11 protein-coding genes and 1 tRNA gene are annotated in these 12,856 nt (G+C 62.4%); 4 read left to right on the forward strand and 8 right to left on the reverse strand.

Going from position 1 to position 12,856, the window contains the following annotated elements; genetic code table 11:
• Positions 1-3 precede the first annotated feature (3 nt).
• Positions 4-777: an ABC transporter ATP-binding protein gene (locus AC05QJ_RS03035; RefSeq protein WP_476745523.1), complete on the reverse strand. Its 774-nt coding sequence runs from the start codon at positions 775-777 to the stop codon at positions 4-6.
• Positions 778-1,385: 608 nt separating this feature from the next.
• Between AC05QJ_RS03035 and gabP the strand changes: the two genes are divergently transcribed.
• Both gabP and ycaC read left to right on the forward strand, forming a co-directional pair.
• Entirely contained in the window at positions 1,386-2,780 is a 1,395-nt protein-coding gene (gene gabP / locus AC05QJ_RS03040; RefSeq protein ID WP_476745524.1) for a GABA permease, read from the forward strand.
• A 309-nt stretch (positions 2,781-3,089) separates the two neighbouring features.
• A complete protein-coding gene (gene ycaC / locus AC05QJ_RS03045) occupies positions 3,090-3,719 on the forward strand; it encodes an isochorismate family cysteine hydrolase YcaC (protein WP_476745416.1) in 630 nt (209 codons plus the stop codon).
• A 138-nt stretch (positions 3,720-3,857) separates the two neighbouring features.
• On the opposite strand, the gene AC05QJ_RS03050 is transcribed toward ycaC, so the two are convergent.
• Together AC05QJ_RS03050 and AC05QJ_RS03055 are read right to left on the reverse strand one after the other, a co-directional pair.
• The gene (locus AC05QJ_RS03050) at positions 3,858-4,289 is read right to left on the reverse strand and encodes a hypothetical protein (RefSeq protein WP_476745525.1); all 432 of its coding nucleotides are present in this window, start codon (positions 4,287-4,289) and stop codon (positions 3,858-3,860) included.
• A gap of 4 nt (positions 4,290-4,293) precedes the next feature.
• Positions 4,294-4,725 (reverse strand): hypothetical protein, encoded by a 432-nt coding sequence (locus AC05QJ_RS03055; protein ID WP_476745526.1) that lies wholly within the window; start codon positions 4,723-4,725, stop codon positions 4,294-4,296.
• Between the two features lie 120 nt (positions 4,726-4,845).
• Between AC05QJ_RS03055 and AC05QJ_RS03060 the strand changes: the two genes are divergently transcribed.
• The gene (locus AC05QJ_RS03060; RefSeq protein ID WP_476745527.1) at positions 4,846-5,388 is read left to right on the forward strand and encodes a hypothetical protein; all 543 of its coding nucleotides are present in this window, start codon (positions 4,846-4,848) and stop codon (positions 5,386-5,388) included.
• A gap of 4 nt (positions 5,389-5,392) precedes the next feature.
• Here AC05QJ_RS03060 and ppk2 read toward each other — a convergent pair whose 3' ends face one another.
• The 5 genes from ppk2 to AC05QJ_RS03085 form a co-directional block, all read right to left on the reverse strand.
• On the reverse strand, positions 5,393-6,442 hold the full coding sequence (gene ppk2 / locus AC05QJ_RS03065) for a polyphosphate kinase 2 (protein WP_476745528.1): 1,050 nt from the start codon (positions 6,440-6,442) through the stop codon (positions 5,393-5,395).
• Between the two features lie 626 nt (positions 6,443-7,068).
• Positions 7,069-7,144 (reverse strand) — tRNA-Phe (locus AC05QJ_RS03070).
• A gap of 91 nt (positions 7,145-7,235) precedes the next feature.
• Positions 7,236-7,508, reverse strand: coding sequence for an oxidative damage protection protein (locus AC05QJ_RS03075; RefSeq protein WP_476745529.1), 273 nt, complete (start codon positions 7,506-7,508; stop codon positions 7,236-7,238).
• Complete coding sequence (mutY, locus tag AC05QJ_RS03080) at positions 7,508-8,572, reverse strand: A/G-specific adenine glycosylase (RefSeq protein WP_476745530.1); 1,065 nt, start codon at positions 8,570-8,572, stop codon at positions 7,508-7,510. The genes AC05QJ_RS03075 and mutY overlap by 1 nt, the downstream gene beginning before the upstream one ends.
• Positions 8,569-10,815, reverse strand: coding sequence for an AsmA family protein (locus AC05QJ_RS03085; protein ID WP_476745531.1), 2,247 nt, complete (start codon positions 10,813-10,815; stop codon positions 8,569-8,571). Before AC05QJ_RS03085 ends, mutY begins: the two co-directional genes overlap by 4 nt.
• A gap of 322 nt (positions 10,816-11,137) precedes the next feature.
• On the opposite strand from AC05QJ_RS03085, the gene AC05QJ_RS03090 reads away from it, so the two are divergent.
• Positions 11,138-12,799 carry an OFA family MFS transporter gene (locus tag AC05QJ_RS03090; RefSeq protein ID WP_476747856.1) on the forward strand — a complete coding sequence of 554 codons (1,662 nt, stop codon included), beginning with the start codon at positions 11,138-11,140 and terminating at the stop codon, positions 12,797-12,799.
• The last annotated feature ends 57 nt before the right edge of the window (positions 12,800-12,856 follow it).

Genomic DNA, 12,856 nt, shown 5'->3' on the forward strand with positions numbered 1-12,856 from the left:
CCGTTAGCGGTTGCTGGACATGAATTGCTTACAACGCGCCGAGGTCGGGTTTTCGAAAACCTGCTGCGGCGATCCCTGCTCTTCGATCAGGCCCTGGTGAAGGAACACGACTTCGCTGGACACCTGGCGGGCAAAGCCCATCTCGTGGGTCACCAGCAGCATGGTGCGGCCTTCCTCGGCCAGCGCCCGGATGACGTTGAGGACTTCCTGGACCATTTCCGGGTCCAGCGCGGAGGTGGGTTCGTCGAACAGGATCACCTTGGGTTTCATGGCCAGGGTGCGGGCGATGGCCGCGCGCTGTTGCTGGCCGCCCGAGAGTTCGGCGGGGTAGCTGTGGCGTTTGTTGTGGATGCCGACCTTGTCGAGCAGCGCTTCGGCGTGCTCGATGGCCTCGGCCTTGCTCTGGCCGAGTACACGGCGTGGCGCCTCGATGATGTTGTCGAGGATGCTCATGTGCGGCCACAGGTTGAAGTTCTGGAAGACGAAACCGATCTCGCTGCGCAGGCGGTTGATCTGCTTGTTGTCGGCAGCGATCAGTTCACCGTTGCGCGCGGACTTGAGCTTTAGGGTTTCGCCGGCCACCAGGATTTCGCCCTGGTGCGGGTTTTCCAGGAGGTTGATGCAGCGCAGCAGGGTGGACTTGCCGGAGCCGGAGGAGCCGAGGATGGAGATCACGTCGCCGTCACGGGCGGTGAGGGAAATGCCCTTGAGAATCTCCTGCTCGCCGTAGCGTTTGTGCAGGTTGCGGATTTCCAGTGCGGGCGTGGCCTGGGCCATGTGCGGTCCTCATTGATTCGGTGCGTTCTGCTGTTGGCGGCCTTCCTGGCGAGGCGCCACGCTAGCATAGCGGTCGGATCGCAGCCAAGAAGGTCGAGCAGGGTGGTCGGCCGTGGGAACGGCGGGTGTCGCATCGCTGCAGTGGACTGTCGCGCTGCTGTCCGCCGTTTCGCTTTTCGGGGCCGGAGCCGGGATGAAAAAAGGCGCGATGGTGCCAGTTTTGGCCGCTGCTGGAAAGTTGTATTTGGTCGCAGCGATATTTGGTAGCGCCGCTGTGGTCTAAGGGTTGCACCTAAGGGTAAGGCTTAGGTTGCGCCATAAATTTGCAAAGGTGTTACCCGTGAATGGTTATGGTGCACCCATTTCTAATTGTAAGTGGGTATTTCAGTAATCCGCCGAAGTCGGGCATGGTTGGCGACCATTTTGGCCAATGGCTGGCTGAAAGCGCCGTAAGCCCTATGTGACGTGGTTACAGGGTGTTTCGAAATTCGCGGTCCATCGACCTGGCCCGCTTATTGCCATCCACCTGGCACGAACCGTAAGGCGCCTCACAAGGGCATGCGGCTCCAAACGCGGGAAGATCCCCCATTCTTTGCAAAGGTAGTTTTATGAGCGGTACGCACAATTCCAATGACCTCGCTCAGGGGCTCAAGCAACGGCATGTCACCATGCTGTCCATCGCAGGCGTCATCGGCGCCGGTCTGTTCGTCGGCTCCGGCCACGCCATCGCTGCCGCCGGCCCCGCCGTTCTGCTGGCCTACGCCGCTGCCGGTACGTTGGTGGTCCTGGTGATGCGCATGCTCGGCGAAATGGCCGTGGCTTCGCCGGATACGGGTTCCTTTTCTACTTATGCCGACCGGGCCATCGGGCACTGGGCCGGCTTTACCATTGGCTGGCTGTACTGGTGGTTCTGGGTGCTGGTCATCCCGCTGGAAGCCAACGCCGCTGCGACCATTCTTCATGCATGGTTCCCCGACGTGGCGATCTGGGTCTTCACCCTGGTCATCACCCTGCTGCTGACGGCCACCAACCTGTTCAGCGTGAAGAACTACGGCGAGTTCGAGTTCTGGTTCGCCCTGCTCAAGGTCGTTGCCATCGTTGGCTTCATCATCCTCGGTCTGGCCGCCATCTTCGGCTTCATGCCCAATAGCCAAGTGAGCGGCGTCAGCCACCTGTTCGATACCCAGGGCTTCATGCCCAACGGCCTGGGTGCCGTGCTGGGTGCGATGCTGACCACCATGTTCTCGTTCATGGGCACCGAGATCGTCACCATCGCTGCCGCCGAGTCGAAGAACCCGGGCAAGCAGATCAGCAAGGCCACCAACTCGGTGATCTGGCGGATCTTCCTTTTCTACCTCGTGTCGATCTTCATCGTCGTGGCGCTGGTGCCGTGGAATGCCGGCGAGCTGGCCGAAGTCGGTTCGTACCAGACCGTGCTGCAACTGATGGGCGTGCCACACGCCAAGCTGATCGTCGATATCGTCGTGCTGATCGCCGTGACCAGTTGCCTGAACTCGGCGCTGTACACCTCCTCGCGCATGCTGTTCTCCCTGAGCAAGCGCGGTGATGCACCGGCCATGGCCCAGCGCACCACCGCCAGCGGCACGCCGCATTACGCGGTGCTGCTGTCTACTGCGGCGGCGTTCCTGACGGTATTCGCCAACTATGTAGCGCCGGCGCAGGTGTTCGAGTTCCTGCTGGCCAGCTCCGGCGCGATCGCGCTGCTGGTGTATCTGGTGATTGCCGTGTCGCAACTGCGCATGCGCCGTCAGCGCATGGCGCGTGGCGAGCAGATCGACTTCAAGATGTGGGCGTTCCCGGTGCTGACCTGGGCGACCATTTTCTTCATCGTCGGTGTGCTGACCTTGATGCTGATCCGTCCGGACCATCGCGCCGAAGTGATCTCCACCGCGCTGCTGAGCATTGGTGTGGTTGCGGCGGGCCTGCTGGTGGCGCGCAAGCGCAAGGCCGAGAAGGGTGGGGCGCTGGCGCTGGATAACTGAGTAGTTGCAGTCGATGTTAAGGAAGGCCGCGCAATGCGGCCTTTTTTATTGCGACTGGGGAGCTGTGGCTCACATAGCTCTCTCGTGCTGGACGGGCTTGGGGCCGCTACGCAGCCCTTCGCGGATGAATCCGCTCCTACAGGTAGGGCGTATGTTTTAGGAGTGAAGGGGTATGAATTGTCGTTCTTTTTATGGAACGCTAAAGCCAAATTTCACTATCTACCGCACCAAAGGTTCTGAATTTAATCTTCTCCCATCAACGCGAAACACCACCCCTTACGAAGATCAGAACCTTTAGGAGCAACGACCATGACCGCATTCAAATACAACCGCCTGAACAAAGACGACGCCGCCGTACTGCTGGTTGACCACCAGGCTGGCCTGCTGTCCCTGGTGCGCGACATCGAGCCGGACCGCTTCAAGAACAATGTCCTGGCCCTGGCGGACCTGGCCAAGTTCTTCAACCTGCCGACCATCCTCACCACCAGCTTCGAGCAAGGCCCCAACGGCCCGCTGGTGCCGGAACTGAAAGAACTGTTCCCGGATGCGCCGTACATCGCCCGCCCAGGCCAGATCAACGCCTGGGACAACGAAGACTTCGTGAAAGCTGTGAAAGCTACCGGCAAGAAGCAACTGATCATCGCCGGTGTGGTGACCGAGGTGTGCGTAGCCTTCCCGGCGCTGTCGGCCCTGGAAGAAGAATTCGAGGTGTTCGTGGTGACCGACGCCTCCGGCACCTTCAACGAGATGACCCGCGACGCCGCCCACGACCGCATGAGCCAGGCCGGCGCGCAACTGATGACCTGGTTCGGCGTGGCCTGTGAGCTGCACCGCGACTGGCGCAACGATATCGAAGGTCTGGCGGCACTGTGCTCCAACCACATCCCCGACTACCGCAACCTGATCACCAGCTACAACGCACTGACGGCCGCCAAGTAACACCCCTTGTGGGAGCCGGCCTTGCCGGCGATGAGGACCGACCTGACACCCTCTTTGTCAGGGCTGGCCAAATCGCTGGTAAACCAGCTCCTACCAGCTCCTACCAGCTCCCACCAGGTCGTGCAGACCCAAATTGTTTCATTGCTCGGCGGCTGTCTCGGCTTCTATCTGTCGGGACGCTTCCTCATACGCTTCGATGAACTCTGCGCTTTGGATCCACTCGGTTGCTTCCTCGTAGTCGAGGTCATCCAGCCAGTTGCGGTACTCGCAGAGCACCCAGTAGATGTAGTCGGCGGATTCCTCTTCATCGTAGGTGCCCACTACGATGGACAGCAGCGGGTCTTCAAGGAATACCTTGCACAGGGCCCTCAGGCTGGTCTGCTGAGCCTCCTTCATGTTCTCGAACAGTTCCTCGTACAGACCCGCGCCCATGGCGGTGTCGAAGAACTTGTCGATCGGTGGCGGTGTCTCCTCGGCCTTGCTGGACGCATGGCTGCGGGTCACCCGGTTCTGTTTGGCCTTGGCGGCGGCGCGCTTGGCGCGTTTCTGCTGTTTGGCGCTGGAGGCCATGGGCTCACCCGAATTTTTTCTGTTTGGAAACCACTTCCGACGCGGTCACGTAGGCATCCTGGAACTCGTCGCTCTCCAGCCACGCTATCGCCGCTTCTTCCTCGGTGCCGTCCAGCCATTTGCGGTAGGCGCAGAAGACCATGCAAATATAGTCGGTGGCCTGTTCTTCGTTGTGGCCCTTGAGTACCAGGGTCAGCAGCGGGTCGACCAGGAATACGGCGATCATCGATTCCAGGCTGGTTTCCTGGGCGGTCTTCATCTTGGTGAACAGACTGCCGTAGCTGTCGGTGCTCATGGCCTTGTCGAACACCTGCTGGACGCTGGCGCTGGAGCTGTCGCCGCTTTTCACCGCCTGGCCGCTGCGCACCATGCGGTTTTCGCGAGCCTTGGCGGCAGCGCGCTTGGCGCGTTTCTGTTGTTTGGTGTTCGAGGCCATGGGTGTTCCTTTCTGCGAAGTCAGTCAAATTGCGCGTATTGAATCGCAGTTGGCCGGGAAACCCAAGCCGCAGAAGGCGGTCACAGGCAGGTTATCTGACCACAGGAAGGGAATCCCTCAATGAAAGCCATCGCGCCACTCTGCCTTGTCGTCGCCGCCCTGAGCGGTTGCGGCAACATCGCTGCGGTCAAATCCTTCAACACGCCGTTCGCTTCGCCCGCCAGTGGCGAGACGGCGCGTCTGCGGGTGAATTCCGACGGCATGGTGCGCGGTGTGCCGGGCCTGGAGTGCGTGGACTGGTACAGCCCCGGTGCCGGGGTGATCGTGGTGCCGAACGAGACCTTCGCCCAGCGCAACAACGAAAAGCTCGGCATGCCTGCCAGCAAGCCGGTGCCGGCGGGATGGGCCAGCAGCGAGGTGCGGGTGGCGGCCGGCAAGCCGCTGACCCTGACTTTTCTCGATGGCGGTCGGGCGGTGAGCTACAACCAGAAAAGCACCTGCCTGGGGATGTTCACCTTCACCCCCAAGGCCGGTGCCGACTACGAGCTCACCCTGCACGGCTACAACGCCTGCGGCGTCGAATTCAACCGTATCGATGGCGATACGCCGGAGCCGGTGAAGGCCGCCAAGGCCGACTACTGCAGCGCTATCGCCAACTTCTGAGCGCTTAGCGCGGCAGCACCAGCGAGCTGACCCGGCTCTGCAACTGCACGTCCTGCTCGTCGCGACGGTCTTCCTCGATTTCCCGTGAAGCGCGGCCCACCAGCAACGGGTCGGGTTCATGGGCGACGCGGAAGTCCTTGCCCGGATAGTCGAGGGCATTGAGGAAGTGACGGATGCAGTTGATGCGTGCGCGCTTCTTGTCGTCCGACTTGATCACGGTCCAGGGGGCATCGGCGGTGTCGGTGTGGAAGAACATGGCTTCCTTGGCGGCGGTGTACTCGCCCCACTTGTCCAGCGACTTGATGTCGATGGGCGAGAGCTTCCAGTGCTTGAGCGGGTCGTCGCGGCGGGAAATGAAGCGGCGCAGTTGTTCTTCGCGGTTCACCGAGAACCAGTACTTGAACAGCAGGATGCCGCTGTTGCACAGCATGCGCTCCAGTTCCGGCGCCTGGCGCATGAACTCCAGGTATTGCAGCGGCGTGCAGAAATCCATGACCCGCTCGACGCCGGCGCGGTTGTACCAGGAGCGGTCGAAGAAGACCATTTCACCCGCGGTCGGCAGGTGCTGGATGTAACGCTGGAAGTACCACTGGCCCTTTTCCTGTTCGGAGGGCTTCTCCAGGGCGACGATGCGCGCACCGCGCGGGTTCAGGTGTTCCATGAAGCGCTTGATGGTACCGCCCTTGCCGGCGGCATCGCGGCCTTCGAACAGGATCACCACGCGCTGGCCGGTTTCCTTGACCCAGTTCTGCACCTTCAGCAGCTCGATCTGCAGCGCGTGCTTGGCCTTGTCGTACTCGGCGCGGCGCATGCGGGTGCTGTAGGGATAGTTGTGCGGCAGTTTGGCGGACGAGCTGTCTTCGCTGGTGCCGTGGGGCGCCGTGGCGACTTCGAGGGCGGCCGGGGTGTCCGGGACGATATCGGTTTCGATGATCGGGGCGGGCTTGCGTGGGCGGCGGTGCGGGCGAGGGGTGGCTTGGCGCGGAGCGGTCTGGTGCGGGCTTGCCCCGGTCAGCGGCTCAGGGAGCGGGAGTACGGGGGATTCATCACTCATGGAGGGGCCTTCTGTTCCTTCGAATGTCCTCCCCACAACTTACATAGATCAGGTGATGGCGTATTGATCTTGATCAGCATGCAGTGCTTCGAGCGGTCACCACCCAAATGTTCCGCAGAATATATTGCCTCGGTAGGTATGCATGATGGGTCCCATCATCATCAAGGGGCCACAGCCGTAGAACTGACCCTTCATGGTCTGAGTAGTCTTCAGGATTACCGGACTGCCTTCTGCGTCACCGTCGTACGAGGTCTCCTGGTAAGACGTGCATAGAGGTAACTGGAGAGGAATAGGGATGACGGCAACCACCACCTTGATGCCACACCATTCTCGTCGCTCCCAGGACCTTTCAGTTCCTGTGACCCTGGTAGGTGTCTTTTGCGAGGCCAATGAGTAGTGCTCATGGGAGTAGCTTCTATGGGTACTCTTTTCTGGTGTGTTGATCACCACGCCGACACAGCCGGCCAAGGTGCTCGCCATTCCGGTGAATGCCAGCGCTTTGAGCGCTCTCGCCCATTTCAAAATTCCTACGCCCTCCGTGGATTTTTCCTGCTAGCGAAGTGCCCATAAATCGCAGGCAAACAAAAAGCCCCTGAATCTTTCGATTCAGGGGCTTTGCGTTGTCTTGGTGCCCAGAGACGGAGTCGAACCGCCGACACGAGGATTTTCAATCCTCTGCTCTACCGACTGAGCTATCTGGGCAACGGGGCGCATTAAAAGCGTTTTTCAGGTTTGCGTCAACAACAATTTCAAATTTTTTTTCAATTAATACCGACGCTTACGTTTCAGGGGGTCATTGGGCCGGTGGAACGTAGCCTTCGGCCTTTTCGAAATCCTCGCCGGAGAAGAACTTGTCCATCTCGCCCTGGATGAACTTGCGGTCGTCCGGGTTCATCATGTTCAGGCGTTTTTCGTTGATGAGCATGGTCTGCTCCTTCTGCCAGTCCATCCAGGCTTTCTGCGAGATGTGCTCGTAGATGTCCTGGCCCTTGGGGCCCGGATACGGTGGGCGCTCAAGGCCCGGCAGTTCTTCTTTGTATTTGCGGCACAGCACGGTGCGGGTCATCACGACTCTCCTGCAATCAATTCGTCGGCCGCGCGTTTGAGCAGCTTCTTGACCGGGGCGGCGAGGCCCAGGCGCGGCGGGGTGGCGAGGTTATACCAGAGCCAGTCGGCCTCGGCCACGCCAGCGCCCTGCTGGCCAACGCGCACCAGCCACGGCTCGATGGCCAGCTGGAAATGGCTGAAGGTGTGGGTCAGGCCGCTGAGTTCGCGGCGAGCCTCGATGTTGAGCTGGTGCTGGTCGGCCAGGTGTTGGAGGTCATCCAGATCGTCCAGCTCGGGCAGGCTCCACAAGCCGCCCCACAGGCCGCTGGACGGTCGCCGGTAAAGCAGGATCTCGCCGTCGTCGTTGGCCAGCAGCGGCATCAGCGTGCGTTTTTGTGGCAGCGTCTTGCGCGGCTTGGGCAGCGGGTAGCGGATCTCTTGCCCGAGCATGTGCGCTTCGCAGCCACGCTCCAGCGGGCACAGCAGGCAACTGGGCTTGCTGCGGGTGCAGAGGGTGGCGCCCAGGTCCATCATCGCCTGGGTGTAGTGGTTGACCCGTGCATGGGGTGTGAAACGCTCGGCACTGGCCCACAGCGCCTTCGCTACCTTCGGCTCGCCGGGGTAGCCTTCCTGCGCGGTGTAGCGGGCCAGCACGCGCTTGACGTTGCCGTCGAGGATCGGCGCCCGCAAGCCCATGCTGATGCTGGCGATGGCGCCGGCGGTGGACAGGCCGATGCCTGGCAGCTCGGTGAGCTTTTCCACGTCGCGGGGGAATTCGCCGCCGTATTGCTCGACCACGATCTTCGCGGTCTTCTGCAGGTTGCGTGCGCGGGTGTAGTAGCCCAGGCCCGTCCACAGGTGCAGCACTTCGTCCTCCGGTGCCGCCGCCAGCGCCTGGACGTCCGGCAGGGCGTCCATGAAGCGGCTGAAGTAGTTGAGCACGGTGCTGACCTGGGTCTGCTGCAGCATGATCTCGGAGACCCACACCCGGTAAGGTGTGATGCCCTGTTGCCAGGGCAGGTCGTGGCGGCCGTTGCGGTCGAACCAGTCAAGGACCGCGGTGGAAAACTGCTCGGGGGTCATCGTTTGAACAGGCCCTTCAGTGCGTCTTTGAGCTCGGGACTGACCTTGTCGCCAAGCTTCTCGTCGAGTTTTTCATTGAGTTTTTCGTTGATGCGGTTGCCCAGCACCTGGCCCGCCAGCTTGCCCACGCCATCCTTGTCGACGCGGCAGGCGCGGGCGCCCAGCTCCAGCGGGCCGCGGCAGCGCAGCGGGAATTCCAGGCCGGCGTAGCGCTCGTTGACCTGGCAGGCCGGGTCCGGCATGTCGCGCTTGTCGCCTTCGACGATCACGCCGACACGGTAGTCCATGCCGAGCACGCGCAGGTCGAGGTCGCCATTACCGTTGACCGTGAGGCCAGGGATGCGGACTTTCAGGTCCGGGTTGCTGGCCACGCCGTTGCGCAGCAACAGGCTGCCCTTGAGCTCCTGAAACGGTGTGTCCTTGCCCCGCGGCTCGCCGCTGAGGCTCTTGCGGTTGAGGGTGGCGATACCCTGGCACAGTTGCTGTTCGAGGTTGGCGTCCACCAGTACGCCGTCGGTGATGGCGAAGCTGGCGTTGCCGCTGAGGGTGTCGATCAGCGCTTTCTGGCTGTTGCCGCTGGCGGTCAGGGCGCTGTCGAGGGTCAGCAGGCCCTTGACCGGTGGCGTGTCGCCTTCGCGCTTGATGAAGTGTTCTACCGGTACGCGCTCGATCTTGCTGTTCAGTGCGACCAGTGGCACCGCCGGGCGGACGTCGAGGCTGCCCCGGGTCTGGAAGCTGCCGTTGTAGAGGCCGCCGCGCAGGGTTTCGAGGGTAATCAGCCCGCCCTGGCCGTTGGCCTTGAGTTCGGCGTCCTGGATCGGCAGCTTGTCGAGGATCAGCTCGCCGAAGTTGAGGCTGGCCTGCAGGTCCAGCTCGCGCAGGCGATCGACCGGCAGCAGCTTGTCGTCACTCCAGGCGACCTGGGTCGGTGCGTCCGGCAGCGGCGTGGTGCCGGAGCCGGCGAGGGCGCTGACTTCGTTGCCCTTGACCTCGGCCTGGCGCGCCGCCTTGGCGCTGGCCGCCGCTTCGCTCTTGGCCAGCAGGTAGCGGTCGGCGTCGAACTTGTCGTTCTTCAGCTGGACGCGCAGGGCCTTTTTGGCGATGTCCTCGACCGCGATGCGGCCGGTGAAGGTGCTGGCGTCGAGTTTCATCGCCAGGTCTTCCAGGGCCACGCTGTTCTGGCTGCCTTCGAGGCGGGCGACCAGTTCGAAGCCGGTCAGGGTGGTCGGGTCGTTCATCGCCGGCAGTTCGACGTTGACACTATCGAGGAACTTGCGCAGGTCGAGTTGGGCGATGGACAGGCCGCCGCTGATCTTCGGTTCCTTGTCCAGCTCGCGCACGCTCAGTTCGCCGAGGGCGCGCAACTGGTTGGCGGACAGTTTCAGGCCGTTCCACTCGGCGACGTTGGCCGCCAGGTCCGCGAGCAACTGGCCCTGGGCCGAGAAGGTCACGCTTTTCTGTTGCAGTTGTTCGCCGGTGAGTTCACCACTGAGCTTCATGTCTTCGAACTGATAGCGCTTGAGGGCGCGATCGAAGCGGCCTTCGCCGGCCAGCTCGATGCGGGCGCGCAGCACCGGTTGGGCGGAACTGAGGAAGGCGGTCATCTTCAGCGGAATGTTGATGCCTTCGTGGATGGCCTCGGTGCTCAGCTGGATGCTCTCGGCGGTGAAGTTCTGGCCGGTGCGCACATCGCTGTACTGGACCCGGGCGTTGTTCACGGTAAGGCTGTCGATATCCAGTTTCAGCGGGCGCTCAGCCGTTGCAGGCTTGCTCGCGGCCGGCTCGGTGGACGGCGCCGGGGTGGAGGGTTCGGTCTGCGCGCCGTCGGTTTTGGCCGGCAGCGGCTTGCCGATGTCTTCCCAGTTGCCGTGGCCGTTTTCGTCACGCACCAGGCTCAGGTTCAGGCCCTCGACGCGGACATCGCTCATCTGCACTTCGCGGCGCAGCAGCGGCAGGACCCGCACCGACAGGCCGAGCATCTGCAGGTCGGCGAAGGGTTCGGTGGGCTTGTTCAGCGTGGCGATGCTCGCCTCGTGCAACTCCAGGCCGAGCCAGGGGAACAGGCTCCAGCCGATGTCGCCATTGAGCGTCAGCTCGATATGAGCCTTGTCGCGAGCCAGTTGGCGGATCTCGTCTTTGTAGTCGTTGGGATCGAAGAGGTGGGTCAGGGCGAAACCGCCGGCCACCACGATCAGCAACAGCCCGAGAACCACCAGTCCCAGGATTTTGCCAAACGCTTTCATGGGCGAGTCCTTGTAGTCCGATGTCTGAAAATTCAGCGGCAGAGTATAGCCTTGCGGCCTTCGCCACCGCGATTGCCCTGCGTAGCGGATGTTTAAGGGCGTTTATCCGTTGAAAGTGCCAGTTTCGGCAAAAAACGCGATATCAGTTTGCTAATAATTAGCCACCTAAATGCTACTCTTTCGCCAGTTCCCGGGCTTTGCTGCGACGGATTGTCGCGATGAAGCCGGCTGCCCTCAAAAAACGGCTCGCTGCCTGCGTGCGCCAAGGTCGATGGGGTGTCCGGTTTGGCCTGCGGGGCGCTACCTATCTACGAGGGCAATAATAATGAGCAGTATCACCGCGGGGGCCGTGGACAGCACGCCTGGCTTCCTCTCCAAGGAGCGCATCGTCGCTCGACCCGGCTTCAACCGCTGGCTGGTTCCACCGGCCGCCCTGGCCATCCACCTGTGTATCGGCATGGCCTACGGCTTCTCGGTGTTCTGGTTGCCGCTGTCCAAGGCCATCGGCATCACCGCACCTGTGGCCTGCGCTCCGGACATGGGCTTCTTCGCGCAGATGGTGTCGTCCACCTGCGACTGGCCGATCTCGATGCTCGGCTGGATCTACACCCTGTTCTTCATTTTCCTCGGCTGCTCGGCGGCCATCTGGGGTGGCTGGCTGGAACATGCCGGGCCGCGCAAGGCCGGTGTGGTATCGGCCTTGTGCTGGTGCGGTGGCCTGCTGATCTCGGCGCTGGGTGTCTACACCCACCAGATCTGGCTGATGTGGCTGGGCTCTGGCGTCATCGGCGGTATCGGCCTGGGCCTGGGCTATATTTCGCCGGTCTCGACCCTGATCAAGTGGTTCCCGGACAAGCGCGGTATGGCCACCGGCATGGCCATCATGGGCTTCGGCGGCGGTGCGATGGTCGGTGCACCCCTGGCGGCGGCACTGATGAACCACTTCGCCAGCCCTGAAGGCGTCGGCGTGTGGCAGAGCTTCGTGGTGATGGCGCTGATCTACTTCGTCTTCATGATGGGCGGAGCCCTGTCGTACCGCGTACCGCCCACCGGCTGGAAGCCCGAAGGCTGGGTCGCACCGGCGAAGAAAGCCAGCAACGCGATGATCACTCACCGCCATGTGCACGTCAGCGTGGCGTGGAAGACGCCGCAGTTCGCGCTGATCTGGCTGGTGCTGTGCCTGAACGTCTCGGCGGGCATCGGCATTCTCGGCATGGCCTCGCCGCTGCTGCAGGAAGTGTTCGCCGGCAAGCTGCTGGGCAACAACCTGACCTTCAGTGAACTGGACGCTGCGCAACTGGGCCAGATCGCCGCGATCGCTGCCGGCTTCACCGGCCTGCTGAGCCTGTTCAACATCGGTGGGCGCTTCTTCTGGGCGTCGTTCTCCGACTACATCGGGCGCAAGAACACCTACTTCGCCTTCTTCGCCCTGGGCTTCGCGCTGTACGCGCTGGTGCCGAACATGGGGCACCTGGGCAATGTCGCCCTGTTCGTGGCGGCGTTCTGCATCATCCTGTCGATGTACGGCGGCGGCTTCGCCACGGTGCCGGCCTACCTGGCCGACCTGTTCGGTACGCAGATGGTCGGTGCGATCCACGGTCGCCTGCTGACGGCCTGGGCTGCGGCGGGTGTGCTGGGTCCGGTGCTGGTCAACTACCTGCGCGAGTACCAGCTGGATATCGGTGTCGAACGGGCTGCAGCCTACGACATCACCCTGTACATCCTCGCCGGCCTGCTGGTGCTGGGCTTCATCTGCAACGCCATGGTGCGTCCGGTGGCCAACAAGTACTTCATGACCGACGAGCAACTGGCGGCCGAACAGGCGCTGGGCCACGACAAGGGTGCCGACAGCAGCACCGTGCTGGAGTGGCGCGCCTCGCCGGCCAGCAGGCCGCTGGTGGTCGCCGCGTGGCTGGCAGTGGGCATTCCGCTGGCTTGGGGTGTGTGGGCGACCTTGCAGAAGACCGCCGTACTGTTCCACTGATTCAGGCAATCTGGGGCCGCTTTGCGGGCCATCGCCGGCAACGCGGGCTCCCACAGG

The organism is Pseudomonas sp. TUM25319 (genome assembly GCF_056388475.1).

Excerpts from the sequence above, each read along its gene's own strand:
- AC05QJ_RS03035 (WP_476745523.1), bottom strand. The coding sequence starts at position 777 with ATGGCCCAGGCCACGCCCGCACTGGAAATCCGCAACCTGCACAAACGC.
- gabP (WP_476745524.1), top strand. The coding sequence starts at position 1,386 with ATGAGCGGTACGCACAATTCCAATGACCTCGCTCAGGGGCTCAAGCAA.
- ycaC (WP_476745416.1), top strand. The coding sequence starts at position 3,090 with ATGACCGCATTCAAATACAACCGCCTGAACAAAGACGACGCCGCCGTA.
- AC05QJ_RS03050 (WP_476745525.1), bottom strand. The coding sequence starts at position 4,289 with ATGGCCTCCAGCGCCAAACAGCAGAAACGCGCCAAGCGCGCCGCCGCC.
- AC05QJ_RS03055 (WP_476745526.1), bottom strand. The coding sequence starts at position 4,725 with ATGGCCTCGAACACCAAACAACAGAAACGCGCCAAGCGCGCTGCCGCC.
- AC05QJ_RS03060 (WP_476745527.1), top strand. The coding sequence starts at position 4,846 with ATGAAAGCCATCGCGCCACTCTGCCTTGTCGTCGCCGCCCTGAGCGGT.
- ppk2 (WP_476745528.1), bottom strand. The coding sequence starts at position 6,442 with ATGAGTGATGAATCCCCCGTACTCCCGCTCCCTGAGCCGCTGACCGGG.
- AC05QJ_RS03075 (WP_476745529.1), bottom strand. The coding sequence starts at position 7,508 with ATGACCCGCACCGTGCTGTGCCGCAAATACAAAGAAGAACTGCCGGGC.
- mutY (WP_476745530.1), bottom strand. The coding sequence starts at position 8,572 with ATGACCCCCGAGCAGTTTTCCACCGCGGTCCTTGACTGGTTCGACCGC.
- AC05QJ_RS03085 (WP_476745531.1), bottom strand. The coding sequence starts at position 10,815 with ATGAAAGCGTTTGGCAAAATCCTGGGACTGGTGGTTCTCGGGCTGTTG.